The organism is Paraburkholderia sp. 40 (genome assembly GCF_050434105.1).
Classification (GTDB): domain Bacteria; phylum Pseudomonadota; class Gammaproteobacteria; order Burkholderiales; family Burkholderiaceae; genus Paraburkholderia; species Paraburkholderia tuberum.
In genome coordinates this window covers 1,193,187-1,216,615 of the sequence record NZ_JBNPVY010000002.1, presented here as the reverse complement: position 1 = coordinate 1,216,615, position 23,429 = coordinate 1,193,187, and the positions used below count along the sequence as shown (strand labels likewise).

At 61.7% G+C, this 23,429-nt stretch carries 19 protein-coding genes and 2 pseudogenes; 9 read left to right on the top strand and 12 right to left on the bottom strand.

Features of this window, described 5'->3' with window-relative positions; genetic code table 11:
- The first annotated feature begins 266 nt into the window (after positions 1-266).
- On the top strand, positions 267-758 hold the full coding sequence (locus OKW28_RS06815; protein WP_429404199.1) for a DUF4126 domain-containing protein: 492 nt from the start codon (positions 267-269) through the stop codon (positions 756-758).
- Positions 759-823: 65 nt separating this feature from the next.
- Here the strand turns inward: OKW28_RS06815 and tehA are convergent, their stop codons facing one another.
- The 4 genes from tehA to OKW28_RS06795 all read right to left on the bottom strand — a co-directional run bounded on the left by tehA (position 824) and on the right by OKW28_RS06795 (position 4,333).
- Positions 824-1,846, bottom strand: a complete 1,023-nt coding sequence (gene tehA, locus OKW28_RS06810; protein ID WP_429444300.1) for a dicarboxylate transporter/tellurite-resistance protein TehA — start codon at positions 1,844-1,846, stop codon at positions 824-826.
- A 179-nt stretch (positions 1,847-2,025) separates the two neighbouring features.
- A complete protein-coding gene (locus OKW28_RS06805) occupies positions 2,026-2,376 on the bottom strand; it encodes a response regulator (protein WP_429444299.1) in 351 nt (116 codons plus the stop codon).
- Between the two features lie 6 nt (positions 2,377-2,382).
- Positions 2,383-3,918, bottom strand: a complete 1,536-nt coding sequence (locus tag OKW28_RS06800; RefSeq protein WP_429444298.1) for an RAD55 family ATPase — start codon at positions 3,916-3,918, stop codon at positions 2,383-2,385.
- The gene (locus OKW28_RS06795; protein ID WP_429444297.1) at positions 3,866-4,333 is read right to left on the bottom strand and encodes a hypothetical protein; all 468 of its coding nucleotides are present in this window, start codon (positions 4,331-4,333) and stop codon (positions 3,866-3,868) included. Before OKW28_RS06795 ends, OKW28_RS06800 begins: the two co-directional genes overlap by 53 nt.
- Before the next feature lie 92 nt (positions 4,334-4,425).
- Here OKW28_RS06795 and OKW28_RS06790 point away from each other — a divergent pair.
- A pseudogene (locus tag OKW28_RS06790) lies at positions 4,426-5,474 on the top strand (phytoene/squalene synthase family protein).
- 184 nt (positions 5,475-5,658) lie between these two features.
- Positions 5,659-5,907 carry a hypothetical protein gene (locus OKW28_RS06785; RefSeq protein WP_129961873.1) on the top strand — a complete coding sequence of 83 codons (249 nt, stop codon included), beginning with the start codon at positions 5,659-5,661 and terminating at the stop codon, positions 5,905-5,907.
- 274 nt (positions 5,908-6,181) lie between these two features.
- On the opposite strand, the gene OKW28_RS06780 is transcribed toward OKW28_RS06785, so the two are convergent.
- Positions 6,182-6,496 carry a DUF4148 domain-containing protein gene (locus OKW28_RS06780; protein WP_184024579.1) on the bottom strand — a complete coding sequence of 105 codons (315 nt, stop codon included), beginning with the start codon at positions 6,494-6,496 and terminating at the stop codon, positions 6,182-6,184.
- 738 nt (positions 6,497-7,234) lie between these two features.
- Here OKW28_RS06780 and OKW28_RS06775 point away from each other — a divergent pair.
- The 3 genes and pseudogenes from OKW28_RS06775 (at position 7,235) to OKW28_RS06765 (ending at position 11,416) form a co-directional block, all read left to right on the top strand.
- Positions 7,235-8,470, top strand: coding sequence for an ABC transporter substrate-binding protein (locus tag OKW28_RS06775; RefSeq protein ID WP_429446878.1), 1,236 nt, complete (start codon positions 7,235-7,237; stop codon positions 8,468-8,470).
- A pseudogene (locus OKW28_RS06770) lies at positions 8,467-11,064 on the top strand (bifunctional diguanylate cyclase/phosphodiesterase); the annotation flags it as partial. The gene OKW28_RS06775 and the pseudogene OKW28_RS06770, both read left to right, overlap by 4 nt.
- 52 nt (positions 11,065-11,116) lie before the next feature.
- Entirely contained in the window at positions 11,117-11,416 is a 300-nt protein-coding gene (locus tag OKW28_RS06765) for an EAL domain-containing protein (RefSeq protein ID WP_429446877.1), read from the top strand.
- Positions 11,417-12,473: 1,057 nt separating this feature from the next.
- Here OKW28_RS06765 and OKW28_RS06760 read toward each other — a convergent pair.
- The 7 genes from OKW28_RS06760 to OKW28_RS06730 all read right to left on the bottom strand — a co-directional run bounded on the left by OKW28_RS06760 (position 12,474) and on the right by OKW28_RS06730 (position 19,892).
- Complete coding sequence (locus OKW28_RS06760; RefSeq protein WP_429444296.1) at positions 12,474-14,018, bottom strand: alkaline phosphatase family protein; 1,545 nt, start codon at positions 14,016-14,018, stop codon at positions 12,474-12,476.
- 151 nt (positions 14,019-14,169) lie between these two features.
- Complete coding sequence (locus tag OKW28_RS06755; RefSeq protein WP_090807513.1) at positions 14,170-14,862, bottom strand: hypothetical protein; 693 nt, start codon at positions 14,860-14,862, stop codon at positions 14,170-14,172.
- Complete coding sequence (locus tag OKW28_RS06750) at positions 14,862-15,344, bottom strand: glycoside hydrolase family 108 protein (RefSeq protein WP_429444295.1); 483 nt, start codon at positions 15,342-15,344, stop codon at positions 14,862-14,864. The genes OKW28_RS06755 and OKW28_RS06750 overlap by 1 nt, the downstream gene beginning before the upstream one ends.
- A 54-nt stretch (positions 15,345-15,398) precedes the next feature.
- On the bottom strand, positions 15,399-16,874 hold the full coding sequence (locus OKW28_RS06745; RefSeq protein WP_429444294.1) for a tetratricopeptide repeat protein: 1,476 nt from the start codon (positions 16,872-16,874) through the stop codon (positions 15,399-15,401).
- A 284-nt stretch (positions 16,875-17,158) separates the two neighbouring features.
- Positions 17,159-18,022, bottom strand: a complete 864-nt coding sequence (locus OKW28_RS06740) for an ABC transporter permease (protein WP_429444293.1) — start codon at positions 18,020-18,022, stop codon at positions 17,159-17,161.
- A gap of 16 nt (positions 18,023-18,038) precedes the next feature.
- Positions 18,039-18,833: an ABC transporter ATP-binding protein gene (locus OKW28_RS06735; RefSeq protein WP_026226392.1), complete on the bottom strand. Its 795-nt coding sequence runs from the start codon at positions 18,831-18,833 to the stop codon at positions 18,039-18,041.
- A gap of 39 nt (positions 18,834-18,872) precedes the next feature.
- On the bottom strand, positions 18,873-19,892 hold the full coding sequence (locus OKW28_RS06730) for an ABC transporter substrate-binding protein (protein ID WP_018423693.1): 1,020 nt from the start codon (positions 19,890-19,892) through the stop codon (positions 18,873-18,875).
- Between the two features lie 268 nt (positions 19,893-20,160).
- Between OKW28_RS06730 and OKW28_RS06725 the strand changes: the two genes are divergently transcribed.
- From OKW28_RS06725 to OKW28_RS06715, 3 genes are all read left to right on the top strand, one after another.
- Entirely contained in the window at positions 20,161-20,838 is a 678-nt protein-coding gene (locus tag OKW28_RS06725; RefSeq protein ID WP_018423692.1) for a response regulator, read from the top strand.
- A 2-nt stretch (positions 20,839-20,840) separates the two neighbouring features.
- Positions 20,841-22,226 (top strand): sensor histidine kinase, encoded by a 1,386-nt coding sequence (locus OKW28_RS06720; RefSeq protein WP_429444292.1) that lies wholly within the window; start codon positions 20,841-20,843, stop codon positions 22,224-22,226.
- Positions 22,227-22,352: 126 nt separating this feature from the next.
- The gene (locus OKW28_RS06715; protein WP_429444291.1) at positions 22,353-23,393 is read left to right on the top strand and encodes an ABC transporter substrate-binding protein; all 1,041 of its coding nucleotides are present in this window, start codon (positions 22,353-22,355) and stop codon (positions 23,391-23,393) included.
- The last annotated feature ends 36 nt before the right edge of the window (positions 23,394-23,429 follow it).

Below are 23,429 nucleotides of genomic sequence, written 5' to 3'. Positions count from 1 at the left end.
TATTCGCCAGTCGAATTGTGCGACACTAGGGCCACATCGACGGGGGCAATCGTATGCCCGGCGCCGCGCCAGACGTGCGGTGGCGAGTCGGCAATGAAGAGCCGGCAATTGTGAGCAACGGTGAACGGCCGCCACGGATTGCCTCGATGTAGGTGGTGAGAAGTTGACTGTCCAGATGGAATGCTCGACATGTTCTGCCGACGTTCGTCCAGGTAAGCCGTCGGCTCGTGCAACCTTGCATCATTGCCCTCGATCGGGAGTCCGCTATGTCCGTGTATGTTCTGGCCTTGCTGATTGGCGTCGTCGCCGGCCTTCGCGCGATGATCGCCCCCACCGCCGTCAGTTGGGCCGCGCGTCTGGGATGGCTGCCGCTGCAAGGCACATCGCTCGCCTTCCTCGGCTTCGCGGCCACGCCGTATATCTTCACCGTGCTGGCGGTCATCGAACTGATCACGGATCAATTGCCCGAAACGCCGAGCCGCAAGGTGCCGCTGCAGTTCGGCGCGCGAATCGTGCTCGGTGCGCTGAGCGGCGCGGCGATCAGCGGCGCGCATGGCGGCCTGGCGGGCGGCATGATCGTCGGGGTGGTGGGCGCGGTGGTCGGCGCAGTAGGCGCGGTGATCGGCACGCTCGGCGGCGCGAAGGTGCGCAGTTCGCTCGCCAGCATGTTCGGGCGCGATGCGCCCGCGGCGTTGATCGAGGACGTGGTCGCAATCGTCGCGGCTGCGTTGATCGTCGTGTCGTTGCACGGGTTCTGACATAAACGCAAAAACGCGGCGGGACGCTTTGCGCGTCGCCGCCGCGTTCGGTCGCTGCCCGCAGCTTATCGAACCCGGGCGATTCGCGCGGCCGTCGTGACCTGCGCGACCGGCGCCGCCGCCGTCGAACTCGCCGCCACGGGCGGCATCAGCTTGCCTTGCACGAGCAGCTGAAGCGTCTTCACGACCAGAATCGCGATGATCGCGTTCGCCACCAGGAACAGAACCGGTGCCGCGAATTCGATCGGACCCGTCGCGCCGCGTTCGACGAGACGCAGCGCCATCGTCGGCAACGCCGCTACGCCGAAGCTGAACGCCCAGTAGCCGGCCACGAATGCCTGTTGGCGGATCCACGGCAGCAAACGCAGCAGCATCAGCGCCTGATAGAGACCGTAGCCGAGCAGCGCGTAGGCGAACAGATTGGGCGTGCCGCTGGTGAGGCTCAAATACGCGACACCACCGACGACTGGCGGCGCGAGTTGCACGCCGAGGGTCGGGCGCAGCGCTTCGGGCAGCGGTTCATGCACGGCGGCGCGATGCAGGATCATCGATTCGAGCGCGAGCCACGCCAGCATGCCGCCGCCGAAAAACAGCTCGCCCAGTTGATGGAAGCCGAATGCGGCCGAGCTCGTCGCCGCGACGAAGCCCGCTCCGACCGTCGGCAGATAGATCGCCGGCGTGGTCAGTTCGGGCTTGCGGCCGCCTTGCCACAGCTTGCCCTGTAGATAGGCGCCGAGCCCAAGTTGCGCGATCGCCGCGATGCCGTACAGCGTCAGCGCGAGGGTATGCGCGTACGGCTGCAGCAGTTGCGCGACAAGCAGCGTGGAGATCGGCGCGAGCGCGACGAACGAAGACTGCACCGGATGGTCCAGCTCGGCGCGTGCATCGGCGGTCCGTGCGAACCACTTGTGCGCGTAGGCGAACAGAATGATGACCCAGACGGCGAGCGCCGCGATCGTCACCACGCTGCCGGCGACGGCCGGCAAGTGCCACAGGCGGATTGCTACGCGCCACAGGTTGGCCAGCGCCAACGAACCCACCGCGATGCTCAAGAAGCCAGCGGGAACCGCACCACGATTGCTGTTCATGACGACCTCCGAAAGTTGCGTCGCGCTGCGGGTTGCTGGCCATGCGCGATCGATGGCCTACTGTAAAAGGCCACGGAGAATCGCAGAACGCTGCAAGCGCTCGACAAATGGCGCGAGCGTCTCAAGCTGTGTTTTAGCGGGGGGAAGGGGCAGAGAAGGCGGGGGAGGAAGGGCGGCCGTCAACCACCCATGCGCACCAGCATCGCCAGCAGCTGGTCGAACGAAAGCGGCTTGCGCGTGTAGGCAAAATGTGGATTCGGCTGCACCGGAATGTCCGATGCGGCACTGCACAGGATGATCGGAATGTCGCGCAGCTCTGGGTCCTTATACAGCGCCGCGCACAACTGGATGCCCGACATGACCGGCATCATGCAATCGGACACGATGATATCGGGCCGGCTCGAACGGACCAGTTCGAGCGCGACGGAGCCGTTCGACGCCGTCCGTACCGCATAGCCGTGTCGTTCCAGCAGCAGCCGCCACACCGTGAGGATGTCGAACTCGTCGTCCACCACCAGAATGGTTTTCATGGGCGGCTAGGTTTTTCGCCGCAATTGCAGCGTGGCCGACAGGCCCGGCGTCGATTGGATGCCCGCGGCGCCGGGCGAGCCGTCGATGACGTCGAGTCCTTGCGACGAAATCGACAGCTCGCGCAGTGACGTGTCGTGCGCGCTTTCGCGTTGCTTCACCACCGAAATCACGCGCCGCAGTCCGCCTTCGGTCTCGGCGTAGCGCAGCAGCACGAGGTTTTCGGTCAGCGCCGACACGCGCACGGCCTTCGCGTGACCCGGATCGCTGTACAGCGGCAGCTCCTCCGTGACGAGCGTCGTGATGGCCGCTTCGCGCAACTGATGCAGCAGTGCGTTCAGGAACAGGCCGAAGCGCTCGGTACGCAACGCCGAATCGCGAAAGCCCTCGACGCCGTCGATCACGATGCGCGTCGCGCCGGTCTGCTTGACGGTGGCGAGCACTTTCGACGCGATTTCATCGACCGCGAGTTCGATCGCCGGCTGCCAAAGCACCATCAGACGACCGTCCTGCCACGCATCGGCAAGCGCGATCGACACCGCTTCGGCCTTGCCGATGAGTCTCTGCGGACCCTCGTAGAAGCCGAGATACACGCAACGCTCGCCGCGTGCGAGACCGGCCGCGAGGAACCGCAGGCACAGCAGCGTCTTGCCGACGCCCGACGGGCCGATCAGCGTGGTCGTCGAGCCTTGCGCGAAGCCGCCGCCGAGCAGGTTGTCCAGATGCGGCAAGCCAAAGCCGAGCCGCGCTTTCAGATCGACGGGGCCCGCTTGCTCCGCGCACTGCGCTTCGAGGCGCGGGAACATCAGCAGCCCGCTGCTGGCGATGCGGAAGAAGTGCTTGCCCATCAGATGATCGCGCGCGCGCATCTTGTGCACTTCGATTTCGCGCGCGCGCCGCATGCCGTCGTGATAGCGGTTCAGCTCGATCAGACCGTCCACCAGCGTGTGCTCGGGATGCGACTCGTTGCCCGACAGCGGCGCGAGCAGCAGCGTCGTGCAGTCCATCGCGGCGACCAGCGCGTTCAGCTCGTGGATGAACTTCGACAGCGATAGCTCGGTTTCGCTGAATTCGCGCGCGCTGCGAAAGCCGTCGATGATCATCAGGCTCGGCCGGTAGTCGTAGATGCTCGACGCGATCAGCTTCAGGAAACCGTCGAGTCCGTCCTGCATCAGCTCGTGATAGCCGGACACGAACAGCATCTGCTGCGCGACCGCGGCTTCGTCGAAAAAGCTCAGGCCTTTCAGGTGACCGAGCAGCTTGTCGTGCGATTCGGCGATCAACGTCATGTACAGCACTTTCTCGCCTTGCCGCACCCGATGAAAACCGATCTGGCTCGACAGGATCGTCTTGCCGGCGCCGGCCCTGCCCTCCAGTAGATAGACGCCACCGCTCACCAGACCGCCGCCGAGGATCTCGTCGAAACCGGGCACGCCGGTTTCGACATTGCGTCGCGCCGCGTCAGGCCGGGCCGCGTCAGGCCGGGCCGCGTCAGGTCGCGCCGCGTCGGACGGGCGAGACGTGTTGGATGCGTCGGTAGTCATTGTCGATGTGTCGTTCAAAGTGCAAGCGACGGCCTGGTCGTAACCGTCCTGTGCTCAACCCCGTGGTGGCAGCAATCCCCATTCCCGATCGCGAGCGACAGTGTCCCGCGGCGTGAAATGCGGGGAGTCTATCCGGCAACGCGTGCCCGGCGAACGGCGTGTGCTCGACAGGGCCGCGTGAGAGGGCGAAAAAGGCCGGCGGTGAGGAGCCCGGTGGATGCGGTATGAGTGGGGAGTGAAGTGCGGTGGCCGGTCGAACTTGCAAACCGATGCAATGAAACGGAAAGGCGAGCGCTTCGCTCATACGGCGCCGCAGGATGCGGTCGAGGCTGCCGATCACATAGGTCAGGTGCAGGTTCGAACGGCGGCTGCGAATGGCGCCGGCTTCGGCGGACGGCTTCTGATGCTCGTTCATGGTGCACCGGGTGACGCGCCTCGCCGTATACAATTCGGCAGCGCCCGATCCCAGCGGGCTTTCACCCGCCTATTTGCCAACCGATCCAACCCATGCCGAATCCGACCCGGGCCTTTCTTCTCGGCCCGCTCCTGAAAGGCGTTTCACGCTCCTTCTATCTGACCCTGCGCGTGCTGCCCATCGGCATGCGCGATCCGATCGGCCTTGCGTATCTGCTCGCGCGCGCTGCCGATACGATTGCGGACACCTCGCTGATCGCGCGCCGGGCCAACGCCTCGAATTGCTTCTCGCGTTGCGCGATCAGGTCAATGGCGTGGCCGTCGACAGCGCGCCGTTCCAGCGCATCGCCGCGGAAGTCGCGGGTCAGCAGGCGCAGTCGGATGAAAAGCTGCTGCTCGAATCGTTGAGCCCCGCGCTCGACGTGCTCGCGCAACTGAGCGAGTCCGACCGCCACTCGGTGCGCGCGATCGTCACGACGCTGACCGAGGGCATGGAATTCGATCTGCGCACGTTCCCCGACGAACGCTCCGGCCAGATCGCGGCGCTGCGCGAATACGACGAACTCGATCGCTATACGTATCTGGTCGCGGGCTGCGTCGGCGAGTTCTGGACCACGATGACTTACGCGCACATGCCGGGCACGCTGAAAGAACAGCCCGACACGATGACGCAGCGTGGCGTGCGTTTCGGCAAGGCATTGCAGATGACCAACGTGCTGCGCGATTGCGGAAAAGATTTGCGCATCGGCCGCTGCTATCTGCCGCAGAGCATGCTCGAGCGCCACGGTCTGAGCGCGCGCGATCTGCTGCAACCGGCCAATTCGATGCGCGCGCGGCCGCTGCTCGTCGAACTGCTGCGCAAGACGCTCGATCATTTCCGCGCGGCGCTCGACTATACGCTCGCGATTTCGGTGAGCGCGGTGCGTTTGCGGCTCGCCTGCCTGTGGCCGATCCTCATCGGCCTCGACACCTTACTGCTGCTCGCGGATAACGACGCGTGGCTCGATCCGGCGAAAGTGTCGAAAGTGACGCGCCATGACGTGTATCGGATCATCGCGTCATCGTTGCTGCTGGTGCCGTCGAATGCGCTGGTGCGCCATGCGATCAATAGCCGCATCGCGCGGATCGAAACTCGGCTGTAGGCGTAAACGCCTACGGTTGCGCGCACAGTCACGCGCATCGAATAAAACTGAATCGCTTCAATGCACTACGAATCGCCCGCAGTAGCCGCGATTTATTCTGGATCATTGAATCTTCAACAATCGGGAAAGCCCCAGGCCACTGCATTCGCGCTTCACGTTAGTCTCTTCGAAAAGGAGGCGACCCATGCGACAAGCGTTCAATATTGCGTTGGTGCTTTTGCTTGGCTATCTGATGGCGGATCGCGCGTTGATGCGTGCGCAGGCGGGCGAGGTCGGCACGATTACGTGTCACCAGGGCGCGGCGCTCGTCAAATCGGACGCGTTGAAAAAGGGCTTTGGTGACGCTGGCGCGAGCGCGCAGAGCGAGAGCTTCCTGTCGAGTTGCCTCGTGACCGGGCGCGGCCAGGTCGGCAATCTGATCGCACGCGACTGAGCGCGGGCAGCTGAGAATTCATCGCGGCGCATGCAGAGCGGCGCGAAAAAGCGCCCAGACCGTGAAGGCCTGGGCGAAGTCATCGGGAGCCCGATGACGGAGGTAACCACATATGAACTGGCCCGCGCTCGGAGATACCCGAGTCGCGGGCCAGTTCATTTGAATCGGGGTGCGCGTCGCAAGGACGCGCTATTTGGAAGTGCTCGCGGTTCGTTTCGCCGCAGGGCTTCGTGGCCGCACAGCTGCGCTTGACGAACCGCCTGCCATCTACCGCTTACTGACCGAAGTAGACCGACTTCGGGCCACTCGTCGGAGCCGCATGGCTCGTTTGCGACGTACCGCTCACCACACCACCGAAGCCGGTAGCGGCCTGACCGACGCCGTTTTGCGCGTCGACGCGGGCTTGCGCAGCCTGGATGTCAGCCGGGTAGTGCGGGTCGGCGTGACCAGGTTGATAGCCGGCCTTTTCCAGTTGGATCAGCTCGGCGCGTACTTGAGCGCGGGTCACGGGCTGGTTGGCTTGCGCGAACGCGGCGACCGGAGCGGCGACAGCGACGGCGATGACAACGGCTTGAATCAGCGATTTCATGATACTTACCTCCAGTTCAGGGTTTTATCTTGCTGCGAACTTGCTTGTTCGTAGTCAGTGATTGCATTGTAATTTGGCGAACTGGACAGAGTAAGTCGTGAGATAGGTAATGTTTGTTGCGAAAATTGATATAAAGCGACGGAGCTTTTAGGGTTAACACGTAAACGTGTGTCCGGTGTCACAGGACATGAAAACTATGCGAGGTCGGTGAACGACTGCTGCCACAGTTCGTGATTGATCCGGGCGGTCGAGTACAGGGGCAAATCCAAATCGCGTCATCGACGACGTGACGTCTGAGCCGGTCCCCTCGTATCGGCGACTTCCCGTCATGCCGGCGAGATTCGGGCACCCTGCAGTTAAAGTATCTGCGTCTGTTGCCGATATGCCGTGTGAGTGCCGACCCGTCAAGAGCTCCAAGCAGCCCTGTTTTATATGCATTCCGGTGCCGATCGATAGGCGTCGTCGATGACAAAAGATTGGCCGGCAGCGAGAAAGATTTGTGATGAAATGCGCAGCGGCATGCCGGGCTTCGTCACAACTTACCGCTGCAGGGACGCCGCCATGGTTATGCAAGTGATTCGACCGCGATGAAAGTTTCACCGGTTTGCCATCGAATGCGCCCATAGCCTCTGCCGAGGGCCGCCCAATCCATGCCGAACCTGAAAAAGTGAACCCCACGTGCGACAAACCGAGTTTGGCTCCTTGCTGTCGGTCCTGGCCTGTTTCATTCTTTTCTCGTTGTGCGGTTGCCATCAGCGAGACCACAATTCTTCGAGCACGAGCGGGCCGGCCAGTACCACCATCACCGCCTTGGTCTGGGCTCCTGACTGGCCGGAAGAAATGCTTCAGATTGCTGCTGAATTCAGCAAGCTGAATCCGGACATACACGTGGATGTGCAGTTCATGATTGGCAATTCGGTGGAAGAAAATATCAAGCCGCGGATCGCCTCCGGCAACTTGCCCGATCTGGTGAGTATCAACCCGAATGCCTACGCGGCCGACCTGGCCGATCAAGGGCTCCTCGCCGACGTTAGCAGGACATCCGCCTGGAACAACATGCTCGATCCTCTCAAAAAGGACTGGACCAGTCGCCAATCCAGGCACTTTGGAATAGCGGGGGGAATGGCTACGACTTTGATCTATTACAACCAGGACATGTTTGCGAAGGCGGGGATCAGGGAACTGCCGACCAATTTCAACGAATTTCTGGCGGTTTGCGAAGAGCTCAAACGTGCGGGCTATACGCCAATAATGTGGAACGGCGGCTTCCCAAATATGCTCGGCAACGGCCCCTTCAGTTCAGGCTTTGCTAACAATGTGGTTGCGCGCGAGCCAGACTGGAAGGACAAAATCAGCGATGGCACGCTGGATTTGAACACCCCCCAGGTAGCGGATATTTTCGCCAGGATCAGGCTGATGCCGGAACGGGGTTTCGTACAGGAATCGTTCACGACAACTGGCTACGATGATGGCATACGGCTATTCAAGGAGGGCAAAGTCGCGATGGCTTTTCACGGTAGCTGGGCAGCCGGTCTGTTGCTGCACGGCAATCCGTTTGAAGTTGGCGTGCTCATCCCGCCTTGGAACGCGCCAGGCGAGCAGGTGGTGCCCGTGATCGGCAGCGAAACCGGGTTTGCGGTGTCGGAAACGCCCAACAAGGCCGCGGCAATGCGTTTTCTCGAGTTCGTCGCTGGGCAGGGGTTTTCCATCCTCCAGACTAAGCGCCAGAACATTTCCCCATTCAAGCAGTTCCCGGGGACGGTGGTGAGCGATCAGAAGATTGTTGACTACACAAACATGGTCAGTCGCTATGCTGTGACCGGCAGCCCGTACTATTCGTTTCTACCCTCCAATTCCATCGAGCGCTTGCATCGATTGATGCAGGATGTGCTGTTCAGGAAAATCACGCCAATGCAGGCTGCAAAACTCCTGGACGAGTCTGTTAAGAATGAAGCGAAGATGCACTACAAATGAGCCCACTGATCGCCTGGCTGCGAAGCGCATTCGCCTACTTCTCGTTGGATCTGCTGCGCCGGGTCGAAATTCGCTACCGGCTGGTAACCGCGTTTATCCTGCTTTCGCTGATACCGATACTTGTCTCCAGCTACATATCGTATGTGGAGTCAACAGCAGAGTTCAAGCAGAAAGCGGAGATATTTTCCAAAGAGGTAGTCAAACAGGTATCCAAAAACATCTCGTTGCGGATGGAGCAGATCGAGACGGAGAGCAGCCTTCTGGTGCTCTCCGATCAGGTTCAAGACGCGCTGACCCGCGTCGCACACGGCAATGAAAAGGAGCAGAGCGAAGCTCGCCAGGATCTGACCCGACTGCTCCTGGAGCACTACGGCGCGGTTGATTTCATCAACCAGAAATATTTGCTCGACAAGGACAACCGGATCACGGACACCCAGGCGTTCGCGCAATTGACGCGGAGTGTGGTGCATCTGGTCCAGCAGGCTCCCGATCGAAATGGCCGGCCTTACTGGGGTAGCTATGACAACGGGGCCGGTCAGCAAGATCTCGGGATGGTGCGCGCCATCATCGGCAAGAGCGACAATCGGCAGATCGGTAATCTGGTTCTAGTGATTCGCCCCGAGTATTTCTCAACGATTTTCAATGACGTCGCCGTGGGCAGTGGAACAGAGATCTATGTACTTGACGCCAGCAGCGACAAGCTGATTGTTCGTGCCGACGGCTCTTCAATGAGCACCGACGGAAAGGCTGAACCGGGTCTGCTCGAAAGAATCACAAACGCCGATCCGCACGGCGAGCCAAATGGCTTCGTCGACTTCCATGGCAAGAATGGCGGCCGATATCTCGCTGCATACACAGGTATCGCCGGCACAAAATGGTTTGTGGTCAGTACGATCCCGGAGAAGAAGTTGACGGCGGAGGCACAGTCCGTACGCGATCAGATCATACTGGTGGGCATTTCGGGGTTTCTGCTTTCGATCTTCCTCGCCAACTTCATTTCACACAGCATCTCTGTACCGCTCAAAGATCTGGTGCGAAGGATGGACGACACCGGTAGCGATGCGGGCGCAGAGGCGGAGGCATCGGTGGACACGCGCAGTGAGATTGGCGTAAAGGATGAATTGGGCAGATTGGCGCACAGGTTCGAACGAATGAGTGCGGCGATCGGGCAGAAGATCCAGAAGATCAACGAGATCAACGCTTCCTTGGAGCAGACGGTCATCGAGCGAACGGCCGAGCTCGTCGCCAAAGAGCAGGAGTCGCGCACGTTGATCGAGAATTCACCTGATACGATCACGCGCTACGACCGGGAGCTGCGCCGCACCTACGCCAATCCGGCTTTCTGTGTCTCGGCGGCCCGCAGCCTTCGCGAATCGCTCGGCAAACGGCCCTCAGAGATACCGGGCGGTGCTAACGCGCTGGCTTACGAGAAGAAGATCAGCGAAACCATTACAACCGGGAAAAGTCGCCAATTCGAACTGAGATGGCTCAGTAAGGACGGACAGGAACAGTGCAGCCATATCAGGCTCACTCCAGAGATCGACGCGTCGGGCGAGGTGAACTCCGTGTTGGCGGTCGGCCGTGATTTGTCGGACCGGATGGCATTCGAGGCGACGATATGGAAACAGGCTAATTACGATGCGCTGACCCATCTCCCGAACCGCCAGATGTTTCATGCCCGTCTCGAGCATGAAGCCGGCGTGTCCCATCGCTCCGGGCGGCCGGTGGCCTTGATGCTGATCGATCTCGACCGCTTCAAGGAGGTCAACGACTCGCTCGGACACGATATGGGCGACATCCTGCTGATCGAGGCCGCGAGGCGCATTACCTCGTGTGTGCGTGAATTCGACACGGTCGCTCGACTTGGCGGTGACGAGTTCACGGTGATTCTGCCCGAGTTGGACGACACCGGGAGCATCGAACAGATCGCGAAGACGATCATCGCCACGCTCGCCCAACCCTTCAAGCTTGGTCCGGACGAGGCTTTCATTTCTGCGAGTGTCGGAGTCACGCTTTACCCTAACGACGGGACAGAACTGGATGTTCTCTTCAAGAATGCCGACCAGGCCATGTACGCGGCCAAAGCCGCGGGGCGCAACTGTTTCCACTACTTTACGCCCGGGTTGCAAGTGGCGGCAGAAAAGCGCCGGCGTCTCACGAGCGATCTACGTACCGCCCTGCAAGCCGAACAGTTCCGTGTTTATTACCAGCCTATCGTCAATCTGGCGACTGGCGAAATTTACAAAGCTGAAGCGCTAATTCGCTGGCTGCACCCTGTGCGCGGCACGATCAGTCCATTGGATTTCATCGCATTGGCCGAAGACACGGGGCTCATCGTTCCGATCGGCGATTGGGTGTTCAAACAGGCCGTGCGTCAGGCGCATCAATGGCGCCGACGATTCCATCCATCGTTTCAGATCAGTGTCAACATTTCACCGGTGCAGATTCGCCAGGACAATCTGGTGTGTATCCAATGGTCGGAATACCTCATTCGGCAAGGCATGCCTAGACAGAGCGTGGCAATTGAAATAACCGAAGGGCTGTTACTGGACGCCGAATTGAACGAGAAGTTGCTGAGTTTCCGCGAGGCAGGAATCGGGATTTCGATCGACGACTTCGGGACCGGGTTACTCGTCCTTAGCCTATCTGAAGCGCTTCGACATCGATTATCTCAAGATCGACCGTTCATTCGTACAGAACCTCGGCTTCGACGGCGGCAATCAGGCGCTCTGCGAAGCAATGGTCATGCTCGCTCACAAGTTGGGATTGCAGGTTATTGCCGAGGGGGTCGAGACGACGGATCAACGTGATTTTCTCGCCGCCGTGGGTTGTGACTTTGCGCAAGGCTTTTTGTATTCGGAGCCGGTTCCGTCTGATCAATTTGAGGAGCGGGTGTGGCCGACAGCCAGGGAGGCGGCTCACCAGGAGGTGCGCGACGAATCGTGAGCTATCGCCGAACGAGTGTATGCCAGGTATCGAGAAACGAACCCCGGTCACGGTAGTCTCGAACGGTCGAAAACAGTTCGACCTCAGTCCTCCGAGTTTTCGGGAGCAGCCATTGGACAGGCTGCGATCGGACGGGGCGCCAACGGCCGCAAAGGCCGGGCGGAGCAGACAGTCGGAAAAGTCGTTCGGAGGGAGGCACGAGCGATGCGCTGGCGTGGGCGCTACACTCATATCTGTACTCCGACTGCGATGACGATGGAGACGGCGAGGACCCACAGCTCGATGGCGGTGAAGCGGGGGTATCCAAACTTTTTCATCGTATTCCTCTCCTTATGCCCCGCAGCTCGAACTTCATTGGGCAATCCTGGCCGGCCAGTACCTGGCTCTGGCCGTCGTCGATGTGCAACAAATCAATGGCTTGTACCTCAGCCGACGTTGAAACCTCGGCCCGAGGTCGAGGTCGACGCGCCGTACCTGGCCGGGGTCTGCGCCTGTCTACCGGTGGCAGGCGCTTTCCGCCGCTCGCTGACCGCTCGGTAAAAAAAGCCGGCGGAAGCCGGCTTCGAAGGAGGTTCCGTTTTTCCCAGGGGTGGGGAGGCAGGAACCTGAGGAGACTCATTGTGTCAACGCGTTGGCCGGGTGATGTCCTACAACAGTTCACAAGCGTCCAAACTAAGACCTGCCGATTCGATCCTCGCCTGCTAAATGACAATCGCACCGTCCATGGAACCATGATATGCGGATGGTCCCAAGACGGCCATTCTACGAACGGTTGCCGCAGTCGTACGTGAGCGTCGAGCTCTTATACTCGTGTATATCATCGAGACGATGAAGCGGGCCGGGCGTCGAACAAACATATCGCAGTACAACAAGACGGAGCCGGCCTGCCCGAGCGGCGGGTACTGCGGGCGGATTCAACCGTCCGCTTCACTGATACCGTCACTGCCAACCGGCCACTGCGTCAAGACTATTGAAATCGTCGAAGAAATCCAAGGTCCCCGATTTCACGAACTCTGGCATCCGGCAACGTTCCGCACTACCACCGCTTTGCGGCGTGCTATTTCTCCGAGACCGGATTGACGGACGAGGCCGTTTCTTCCGCATCGTTTCGCGCGATGCCCGGCGTCGCCTCACGGACCGATTGCCGCAAGCGCGTGAACGCCTGGCTCGTGCGTGCATCGCGTTGGTCGCGTGCGTCGTAGAAGTCCTTGCTGAGCCACTGGCCGAGACTCATCATCAGCGAGCCCAACGCGCTCTTGAAGCGCACCCATGCGTTGCCGGTGCGTGCCAGTTGCGCGGCCGCCTCGACCGCCTCGGCGGCGAGCCGGTCCAGTTCCGCGTGCAGATAGTCGGCGAAATGATGCAGGCCATGTTGATTGCCATTCGACGATTTGCGCTCCAGTTCGACGTGCTGCGCAATCAGCGATTGATTGGGCACGCGAATAAACGGCGGCGTATCGGTGCGCGCGGCGCCGCCACGGCGAATCGCCACACCGAGGTTCGCGGACGCCTCGGTGCGCTTGCCGAGCGGTGGCATTTGCCACTTGTCGCACAGGTACTTCAGCAGGCTGCAATGATCGAATCGTTCGTTGCACACGCCGGCTTCGCACCACGGTGACACCAGGATGGCGGGAACACGCACGCCGAGTCGTTTGAAATCGAAGCTCGCGGTGTGGTCGTCGGGTGCGAGCACGTCGGCCGGCGGCGATACGTGGTCGTAGAAACCGCCGTGCTCATCGTAGAGGACCACCAGTAACGTGCGCTCCCACAGCGCCTGATTCGAGCGCAGCGCATTGTAGGTATCCGCGATCAGCTTCTCTGCCTTCATGATGTTGTGCGGCGGATGATCGTCGTTCTGCGCTTCGCCGAAGTACTTCGGCTCGATCAGTACGAATTGCGGAAACTGACTGGCGGGTCCCGCTGCGTCCTCGAAGAATTTATCGAAAGAGCGGTAATTCGCGAGGTTTTCCGCGCGTCGCTGGTTCTTCAGCAGCAACGAGGCGGGGAAGTCGTAGAAATAGACGCTCCACGTTTTGCGCGCGGCGTTCAGCCGATCGAAAATCGTGTCCTGATCCTGCTCGGTGTACCAGTGCGGATTGAGCCCGTCGAGTCCCGAAGGCATTTCGATCTCGCCTTTCGACGTACCCGTCAGCGCGAAAAAACGGTTGGGCCACGTCGGCCCCGGCAATGACGAGAACCACCGGTCGCACACGGTGAATTGCGAACCGAGCGTGTGCAGCGCGGGCAGAAAGCCGAGCGGGTAATAGCCCATCACGTCTTGCCGCGCGGCGAGGCTACTCTTCGGGTAGTCGTTCACGAACGTACGCACGAAACCGCTGTTGTCGGCGGCGATCTGTTCCATCACGGCCTTGTGCTCGTGATTCGGATCTTGCTTCATCTGCCGCTCGCGCGTTTCACGCGGATAGAAGGTGTGGCCTTGACCGTCGGCGTTCGATTTGCCGGCCGCGTTGCGTACGCCGTCCAGTTTGTCGTGCACGGCGTCGAGGCAGCCGAGCATCTGGTCGAACGAATGATTCTCCATCAGCAGCAGCACGACGTGTTCGATCGGATCGTTCTGCGTGTTCTGCTTGACGTCACTCATCTTTTATCGCTCCACTCGGGATGGGATGGACTTCGCTTTGCCAACTTAGCGCAAAACGCGCGCTGGCGAAAGAGCCCTGCTTTGATGCGGACATGCACGCGACGGTCAATGTACTTCGTCGCGTGCATGATTCGCTTAACGTAGCATCGACTCAACTGCCGCCCGAGAAGATCGGACCTTGTCCGCCCGGCGCGAACGATGGGAAGTGGTCGCCGGACGGCGCGGCCGCCGCCGGTGCGTGCGCTCCCGACTGCGACGCCGGTTCGCGCAACGTCAACGCGCTATCGGCCGTGATCGGCACGCTCGGCTTCGCGAGCAGCTCGGTCTTGCGCATCGAGCCGACCGACGTGCCGAAGTAATAGCCGATGATGCTGATCCACGCGGTTCCCAACGCGCCGACGATCACGTTGACGAGATCCTTGTTGGTACCCGGCAAAGGCTGGAACGCCATCAGCAGCAAAATGCCGAAGAAGCCGGTGGTGACGGCCATCGCGAGCACCTTCGGGACCCAGTCGCGATTGGCGACACCCATCGCGCGTGCATTCGCGGTGTCGCTCGTGGCGATGCGGGCCATGTCGGCGTCGTGCGCGAGGCTCGACTGCGCGGCCGTCACCATCAACTGCTGCAATTGCAGCGAGTTCGCGCTTTCGGCCTGGCGAAGTTTTTCGAGTGCGCCGGGGTCGTTCAACGCGGGTTCCACGAAGGCCGGGTCGCTCGGCGTGCCGAGCGCGTGCGAGATGATCGCGGCGGCAGCGGTCACGCCGAGGCCGACCGGCCCCCCTACGAGCCCGGCGAGAAGCGGGGCGGTGCTGTTGATATTTTTGGCTACTTTAGACCAGTCCATCATGCTGCTCCCAGGAGAAGATTGGCTGCCATGCGTTCGGTCCAGCCGCGGCTGAAATTCGGCCACGAATGCAGGTTCCGCAGGTACCGCAGACGATACGCGGCGAAGCGCATCACGAACTTCATCGGATCGGCGTTCTTGACCGCATCGAGCGTGTCGGGGCCGAACTTGCCGTCTTCCCTGGCGCCGGCCGCTTTCTGCATCCACAGCACGACGAGGCCGCCGTTGTAGTTCGCATCGAAAATCTGGAAAGCCACGCGCGGATCGAGTTCGTCGAGATGCAACGGGTCCCAGTACCTGCGCTTGGCGATCTGATGGGCGGTATCGAGCGGCAGGTCTTTCATCGCGCCGTTATAGCCCTCACTGCGCGCGACGCGCGCTGTCACACCCCACATCGTTTCGCCGCCGGGATCGGCCGGATTGAAACTGTACCCGCCTTCGTTTCCGATCAAGGCTTTGAATGCATCTTCGAAGCTGTCCATCGAACTGTCTCCTGTTCGGCTGTGTTGCCAACTCAAATGGCGAATGCGCGCGGCTCAGGCCGCTCGCATCGCCCGCCCTACGGCGTCGCGTACCGTATCGAGCGATGCCCGAAGCGGGTACGACGTCATGGGATTCGAAACGGGCTTGACGCGCAGGTCAGGCCTCGATGTCCGGGTGTCGGCTTCGTCGGGCGATGCGTCCGTCGAGAGCGCCAGCTCGCGTTCGCGCGCCGACAACGTGCCGGCGTCAAGCTGCAATGCCTGTGCATACTTACGCGCGGCCTCGCGCAGCGCGCCTTTGTGTTCCAGCGCGTGGCCCCATTCCACATAGGACGGCGCGAGATCGGGACGCAACGCGACGGCGTGCGACAGCTTGTCGATCGCTTCGTCGTCGTGGCCGGTTTTGACGAGCGCCTCGGCCCAGTCGTGCAGCGTGTCGACGGAGTCGGGGTTCATCTTGGCAGCCTGCCTGAATGCTTCGAGTGCTTCGCGATCGTGCTTCTTCGAATGCAACAGCACGTCGCCGAGCAGTCGCAGGTTTTCAGCGGTGCGCGACTTTTCCTTCGCGCCGGCCCGCAGTTCCTTTAGCGCATCGTCGATGCGGTTCTGCTGTTCGAGCGCAATGCCGAGACTCGCGCGCAGCACCGCCGAGTGCTTGTATTGGGTCAATGCTTCACGGATCTGCTGCTCGGCTTCATTCGAGCGCTGCTGACTGTCGAGCAACCACGCCTTGCCCGCGACTGCCCATTGGGCTTGCTCGGATGAGGGCAACGCGAGGACTTCGTCATAGATCCCGACGATCTCGCGATAGTCGCATTGCGCGAGCGAGCATTTGGTCTTTTGCACCTGCGTGAACAGATGACTGGCGAGGATGTTAGGTTCGGCGAGGCGCATCGCCGTGATTGCGATGTCGCGCACGAGCTTTTCGAGGTCGCGCCCTTCGAACGGCACCGTGCTTTCGCGGCCGTTGAACGGTCCGTGTTCTATCTGCACGTGCGCGACGTATGAATCCGCGCTGCTATTCGTCTTCGTGATGCCGATGTGCACGGCGACATCGTCGCGTTGGAGCACGCCTTTGATGAAGCGCACCGTCGTCGCATACGACATTTCCTGACCCGGAATCTGGATGTCCTGCTGCGCGTCGTTGCTGGTCATCGTGTCGTGCGGAATCGATTCGGCATCCTGGCCGATTTCCTTCATCGCCGACATGATCCGCTCGGCGAGAAAGTTCGCCGTATAGCCGCGCTCGGTCAGCGTTTGCGGTGTCTCCACCGGCGGTACCAGCAATTGACGCGTGAGCACGCCGCGCACGACGAGGCAGATGGAACCGATCGTCAGTAGGAGAAACAACCAGGGCAGGACATACGGCCAGAGGCGTTTCGGTCCGCGGCCGATCACGCCGGCGGTGTGCAAGCCGAACAGCACGAATCCGCTCGAATGACGACGATCGCGGCGATTCGCGGTGTTGGCGCGCATGAACGGGCCGCCGTACCCGTTGGTTGACCGACGTTGACTCTGTGCACTCGACATGACTCACCTCGCTTCGATCCGCGTTCGATGTTGGCAATCGCCTGACTTGCGCGGTGGTACGCATCGAGCGTGCCATAGCGCATGGAACGGGCTGGCAGCCGGATGTTGGCTTCTGGTGGGGGATTGAAAGAAGAAAGTGTTGCGAGGTGGCCAACGTATTGCGAAAAACAGTTTGCTGGCGGGAGACAGGATGTGCGTTAGCAAATAAAAATGCCGCTCAGTCCAGAAGACTGAGCGGCATCGGTGAAGCGAACTACTGTTTGTGGTCTCTGCGCTGCCGTGGCTTAAACCGAACTCGGCCGCCACTTCAACAATCGATTCTCCACCGCGGTCAGCAGGTAGTCGGCGGCAAGCGCGACCACCGCCAGCACGATCATCGCCGCGAACACGCCGGCCGCATTGAACGCGCCCTGCGCGGTGGAGATCAGCAAGCCGATGCCCTGCTTCGAGCCGAGAAACTCGCCGACCACCGCACCGACCAGCGCAAAGCCGAAGCTCACGTGCAGGCTCGCGAGAATCCAGCTCAGCGCTGACGGAATCACGACCGAGGTCGTCACCTGACGGCGCGACGCGCCGAGAATCTGCGCATTCGCGATCATGTAGCGATCCGCTTCGCGCACGCCCTGGAACGCGTTGGCGAACACGACGAAAAACACCATCACGACCGCGAGCGCGACTTTCGATGCCATGCCGAGCCCGAGCGCGATCACGAACACCGAGCCGAGCACGACGCGCGGGATCGAGTTGGCGATCTTGATGTAGAGACTGAACACGTCGGAGAGCAGCTTGTTGCGGCCGAGCACGATGCCGCAGAAGATGCCCCCGATCGAACCGATGATGAAGCCGAGCCCCGTTTCCTCGAGCGTGACCCACACCTGCGTGAGCAGCGGTCCTTGCGAGGTACCGTTCACGAACCAGTCGACGATCTGCGCGAAGATCTCGCTCGGCATCGAGAAAAAGAAAGGGTCGATCCACTTCAGGCGCGCGGACAGTTCCCAGCCGCCGAGCACGACCACGAGCAGGAGAATGCGCAGCGAAATCACCAGAACCTGGCGCTGGCGGATCTTCTTCTGCGCAATACGCTCGACGTGAGCGAGCGACGCGGCGTCGATTCCCGAGGGCATCATCTGTTGAGAGGTTGTAGACATGTTTGCCGTTCCTTGATTAACCGATCTGCACTTCTTCGCGCAGGTCATGCCAGATATCGCGCGAAATTTCGATGAAGCGTGAGTCGTAGCGGACCTCCGATGTGACGCGCGGTCGCGGCAGATCGATTTCGTAGACTTTCTTCAGCGTGGCGGGGCGGGCAGTTAGCACGAACACGCGGTCGGCGAGCGCAATCGCTTCTTCGAGGTCGTGCGTGACGAACACGACCGAGCCGGCGCCGCCCCACAATTGCAGCAACTCGTCCTGCATCAATGTGCGCGTCTGCATGTCGAGCGCCGAGAACGGCTCGTCCATCAGCAGGATTTCCGGCTTGTTGATGAAAGTCTGTGCAAGCGCGACGCGCTTGCGCATGCCGCCGGACAGTTGATGCGGATAGTGCTTGCCGAACTTGTCGAGGCCCACGCGGCGCAGCCATTCGTTCGCTTCGTCGTAAGCGGCCGATTTCGAGCGGCCGCGATACAGCGGACCCGCCGCGACGTTGTCGAGCACCGAGCGCCACGGAAACACCGCATCGGCCTGAAACACGAAACCGATGCGCGGATCGATGCCGTCCACCGGCGCGCCCATCACGCGCACTTCGCCGGTGGTTGGCTTCAGCAAGCCGGTGATCATGCTGAGCGTGGTGGACTTGCCGCAGCCGGTCGGGCCGACCACCGCGACGAATTCGCCGCGTGCCACCGACATGCTGAAGTCGCGCAGCGCGATCGTGGCCTTGCCGTCCGGGGAAATGAAACGGCACGACACTTTGCGCATTTCGATCGCTGGCGTCTCGCGTGACATAGGTTGATTCATCGGCGGGTGCCTCGCAGTTCTGTGAATATGAAAGAAGCGTTACTTCGACGCGGTCTTGACCGGCGCCGACACGTAGTCGTTGGTGTAGGTCTTGGCGAGATCGATATGCTTGCCCTTCACCGACGGATTGAATGCTGACAGTACCTTCAGCACCGTATCCGGGCCGTCGGCGGGCATCTTGCCGTCCTTCGTGAACATCGGCAGCGACGCCTTCAGCGCGTTCACGTACAGGTCCTTGTTGTTGCCGTAGTAGTCTTTCGGCATCTGCGCGGCGATGTCCTCGGCGCTATGCGTCGCGATGTAGTTCAGCGTCTTCGCGAACGCATGCGAGAGCTTCGCGGCCTCGTCCTTGTGCGCTTCGGCCCACGCGCGCTGCACGTAGAAACTCGAAGCGGGGTAGGTGCCGCCGAGCGCGGCGCGCGTGCCGTCCACGTTGCGCATGTCGACCAGCACCTTCGCGTCGCCAGTCTTGAGCAGTTGCGAGACGGTCGGCTCGGTGGTCATGCCGGCGTCGATGCGGCCTTGCTTGACGGCGGCGATGAAGCTGTTGTCCGCGCCGACCGGCAACATCGTGTATTGCGTCGACGGCACGCCCGCGCGCTGCGCGAGGTACTGCGTGAGGAAGCTGGTCGACGAACCGAGGCCGGTCACGCCGAGCGTCTTGCCTTTGACGTCGGCCATGCTCTTCAGCGAATCGGCCGCCTTCGTCGAGACCATTTCTACTTCGCCCGGCACTTGCCCGAAGACGACGAGCGCCTGCACTTCCTTGCCCTTGCTCTGCAGGTCTATCGTATGATCGTAGAAGCCGACCACGCCTTGCACCGCGCCCGCGAGCAGTTCGTTCTCCGCATCGACACCGGCCGGCTGCGACAGGATCTCGACGTCGAGGCCTTCGTCCTTGAAGTAACCGAGCTGCTCGGTGAGCTTGGCCGGCAGATAGATGATCTTGGTGGCGCCGCCGACCATGATCGTGATCTTCTCGGCGTGAGCGGCGGCCGATGCGGCGGCAAGGGCGAACGCAACTCCTGATACAGCGGCAATCTGGCGCAAGGTACGCATGAAGCAGTCTCCTTAGGTGGGTCGCCGCGACCGTGGTGCGCGGCGCTTTTCTGGGTCAATGGGGGTGATTATAGAAACGCTAAACCTTCTGCCAGCTTTCGGGGTTTGGCGCAAAACATGGGTGTTAACCCGAAAATGCGCCGAAATTGCGCGCGGATCGGCACTGCGCTCGTGGCGGGCACTGGACGTATGCGGCAAACCACACGGTATGCGCGCAGCCCCCTTGTTTTAAGGCACAATCGACGACCTGACTCTTGCCGTTGCCGCCATGAAGCTGCTGCTGATCGAAGACAACCCCACGCTTGCGCACTGGCTCGCGAAGATGCTGGAGCAGGAAGCCTTCGCGCTCGACGCCGTGCAGGACGGCGATGAAGCCGACCGCCTGCTGCGCACCAATCACTACGACGTGATCCTGCTCGACCTGAACCTGCCGAAGCTGTCGGGCAAGAACGTGCTGCGCCGGCTGCGTCAGCGTGGCGACGCGACGCCGGTGCTGATCCTCACCGCGAGCGGCTCGATCGACGAGAAGGTGGAGCTGCTCGGCGCCGGCGCCGACGACTATCTGGTGAAGCCGTTCGAAGTGCGCGAGCTGATCGCGCGCATCAAGGTGGCGATTCGGCGGCAGTCGCCGTCGAAAGCGGGCGAGGTGGTGTGCGGCGATCTGTCGTTCGACATCGACACGCGCCAGTTCACGCTGAAGGGCGCGCCGCTGAACGTGACGCCGCGCGAGCGTTCGGTGCTCGAAGCGCTGATCCTGCGCCTCGGCAAGACGGTGACGAAGCCGGCGCTCGTCGATGCGATCTTCACGCTCGCCGACGAGCCGAGCGAGGATGCGGTCGAGATCTACATTTCGCGTCTGCGCAAGAAGCTCGATGGCAGCTCGGCCGCGATCGTCACGCTTCGCGGGCTCGGCTATCTGCTGCGCAAGCGGGAAGACGACCAGTAACGATGGCCAATAGCCTACGCATACGCCTGCTGTGGTGGCTGCTCGTACCGCTTGCGCTTTACGTGTTCGTGACCGGCAAAACCGAGTACGACAACGCGCGGCACACCGCGAATCTGGTGCAGGACAATCAGCTGGTCGCGTCGGCGCGGATGATCGCGGGCGAGGTCGAATGGAGCGACGGCTTTCTGCGTGTCGATGTGCCGCCCGCCGCGCTCGAGATCTTCGCATCGCCATATCGCGACCAGGTGTTCTATAGCGTGCGTGTCGACGATGGGCGGCTGCTCGCGGGTACGCCTGATTTTCCGCCGCGTCCGCTGCGGGCGCCCGACGTGCCGGATTCGTACTACACGCAGTTGCACGGCCAGCAGGTGCGCGCTGTCGACATCGTGCGGCTTATGTACGACAACGGCGCGACGCGGCCCGTGCGCGTGACGGTCGGCAAGACCGTGCGCTCGCGCGATGCGATGACGCAACAGCTGTGGCGGCCGCAACTCGTGCGCCAGCTCGAAATGATCGCGCTGGCGGTGGCGCTCGTTTGCATCGGGCTCACGTTCGAGTTGCGGCCGTTGATGAAGGTGAAAGACGAGGTGGCCGACCGCGATCCGATGCAGCTCGAACCGATTCGCGTCGAGCGTCTGCATACGGAACTGCGGCCCATCGTCGATGCGATCAACCAGTGCATCGCGCGGCTCGGCGTGCAGGTGGCGGCGCAGCGGCGCTTTATCGCCGACGCCGCGCATCAGTTGCGCACGCCGCTCACGCTGCTCGGCACGCAACTGCAATTCGCGCGGCAGCAGGAAGGCCTCAATCCCGCGCTCGACGAAGCGCTTGCCGCGATGCATCGAAGCAACCGCTCGATGGTCGGGCTCACCAACAAGCTGCTTTTGCTCGCGCAGGCCGAGGCCGCCGACAACTCGCAACTTGCAATGGAACGCGTCGATCTGGTGCCGCTCGCGATGGAGGTCGTCGAAGATCTCGGCCTGCTCGCGCAGGCACGTGAAATCGATCTGGGCGCGGAATTGCACGGCGCGGCGCCGGTGCTCGGACATCGCGGCTTGTTGCAGGCACTGATCGCGAATCTCGCCGAGAACGCGATTCGCTATACGGGCAGCGGTGGTCACGTGACGGTCGCCGTGAACGCTGATACCGCGGCCAATGCGGTGACGGTCAGCGTGACCGACAACGGCCCCGGCATTCCGGCCGAATCGCGCGGCCGCGTGTTCGAGCCGTTCTTTCGTGCGTCGACGGATACCGAGGGCACGGGCCTCGGTCTTGCGATCGTGCGCGAAATCGCGGACTCCCATCACGGCGAGATCACGCTGAAGGCGGGCGAGGGCGGCAAGGGTGTGCATATCGCCGTGACGTTTCCGCGCGCGACGCCGAAGTGATCGGGATAAACCCGAGGTTCGCGCAACATGCACAGCCGTGAAAGCATCGGGAAGGGTTCGCACCTTCAAAATCACGGGCAGGCGACCCGCGCGGCGCCCAGACACAAGATAACGGAGACACCCCCAATGAAGCTTTCCTTGACGCGTTTCTCGCGCGCGGCCTATGCCGCCGTCGCGGCGTCGCTCGCGCTGTGCACGCTCGCGAGACTCGCGACGCCTGCGCAAGCCGCCGCGCCGGAGAAACTCGCGATCATGGTGGGCGGTACCAACAAGCTCATCTATCTGCCCGCGCGTCTTGCCGAACAGCTCGGCTATTTCAAGGCCGAAGGGCTCGACGTCGAACTGCTGTCGCAGCCGACTGGAATAGACGGCGAAAACGAAATGCTCGCGGGCGCGGTGCAGGGCGTGGTCGGCTTCTACGATCACACGATCGATCTGCAGACACGCGGCAAGGAAGTGAAGACGATCGTCGTGTTCAGCCAGGTGCCCGGCGAAGTGCAACTGGTCGCGGCGAAATCGGCCGATTCGATCCGGAGCATGGCCGACGTGCGCGGTAAAACGCTCGGCGTGACGGGGCTCGGCTCCTCGACGAGTTTTCTCACGCAGTACCTCGCACAGCGCGCGGGCGTGCGGTCCACGCAATACACGCTGCTGCCGGTCGGCGCGGACAGCAGTTTCATCGCGGCGATGCGGCAAGGACGCATTCACGCGGGTATGACGACCGAGCCGACCGTCACTCAACTATTGAAAGCGGGCGACGCCAAAGTACTCGTCGACATGCGCAATGTCGATGGCACGCGCGCCGCGCTCGGAGGCATGTATCCGGCGTCGAGCCTCTACGTGCAAAGCACGTGGCTCGACGCGCATGCCGACGAAGCCGCGAAACTCGCGCGCGCATTCGTCAAGACGCTGCGCTATATGCACACCCACAGCGCGGAACAAATCGCCGCGCAGATGCCAAAAGAAGACATCGGCAACGACAGGGCGCTGTATATCAGCGCATTGCAGGCCTCGCTGCCGATGTACACCGTCGACGGCAAGATGCCAGCCGACGGTCCGCAGACGGTGCTGAAGGTACTGTCGAGCTTCAATCCGGCGGTGAAGGGGCGGCATATCGATCTGTCGCGCACGTTTACCAATCAGTTCGTCGATGACGTGAAGCCTTGAAAGCGGGCTGACCGCGTGGGTGGCTTCGAGCACAAG

Bases quoted from the DNA above. Each gene is read 5' to 3' on its own strand.
- OKW28_RS06735 (WP_026226392.1), bottom strand. From the start codon at position 18,833: ATGAATCAACCTATGTCACGCGAGACGCCAGCGATCGAAATGCGCAAA.
- tehA (WP_429444300.1), bottom strand. From the start codon at position 1,846: ATGAACAGCAATCGTGGTGCGGTTCCCGCTGGCTTCTTGAGCATCGCG.
- OKW28_RS06760 (WP_429444296.1), bottom strand. From the start codon at position 14,018: ATGAGTGACGTCAAGCAGAACACGCAGAACGATCCGATCGAACACGTC.
- OKW28_RS06815 (WP_429404199.1), top strand. From the start codon at position 267: ATGTCCGTGTATGTTCTGGCCTTGCTGATTGGCGTCGTCGCCGGCCTT.
- OKW28_RS06720 (WP_429444292.1), top strand. From the start codon at position 20,841: ATGGCCAATAGCCTACGCATACGCCTGCTGTGGTGGCTGCTCGTACCG.
- OKW28_RS06730 (WP_018423693.1), bottom strand. From the start codon at position 19,892: ATGCGTACCTTGCGCCAGATTGCCGCTGTATCAGGAGTTGCGTTCGCC.
- OKW28_RS06800 (WP_429444298.1), bottom strand. From the start codon at position 3,918: ATGACTACCGACGCATCCAACACGTCTCGCCCGTCCGACGCGGCGCGA.
- OKW28_RS06740 (WP_429444293.1), bottom strand. From the start codon at position 18,022: ATGTCTACAACCTCTCAACAGATGATGCCCTCGGGAATCGACGCCGCG.
- OKW28_RS06795 (WP_429444297.1), bottom strand. From the start codon at position 4,333: ATGAACGAGCATCAGAAGCCGTCCGCCGAAGCCGGCGCCATTCGCAGC.
- OKW28_RS06805 (WP_429444299.1), bottom strand. From the start codon at position 2,376: ATGAAAACCATTCTGGTGGTGGACGACGAGTTCGACATCCTCACGGTG.
- OKW28_RS06785 (WP_129961873.1), top strand. From the start codon at position 5,659: ATGCGACAAGCGTTCAATATTGCGTTGGTGCTTTTGCTTGGCTATCTG.
- OKW28_RS06745 (WP_429444294.1), bottom strand. From the start codon at position 16,874: ATGTCGAGTGCACAGAGTCAACGTCGGTCAACCAACGGGTACGGCGGC.
- OKW28_RS06750 (WP_429444295.1), bottom strand. From the start codon at position 15,344: ATGGACAGCTTCGAAGATGCATTCAAAGCCTTGATCGGAAACGAAGGC.
- OKW28_RS06755 (WP_090807513.1), bottom strand. From the start codon at position 14,862: ATGGACTGGTCTAAAGTAGCCAAAAATATCAACAGCACCGCCCCGCTT.
- OKW28_RS06780 (WP_184024579.1), bottom strand. From the start codon at position 6,496: ATGAAATCGCTGATTCAAGCCGTTGTCATCGCCGTCGCTGTCGCCGCT.
- OKW28_RS06715 (WP_429444291.1), top strand. From the start codon at position 22,353: ATGAAGCTTTCCTTGACGCGTTTCTCGCGCGCGGCCTATGCCGCCGTC.
- OKW28_RS06725 (WP_018423692.1), top strand. From the start codon at position 20,161: ATGAAGCTGCTGCTGATCGAAGACAACCCCACGCTTGCGCACTGGCTC.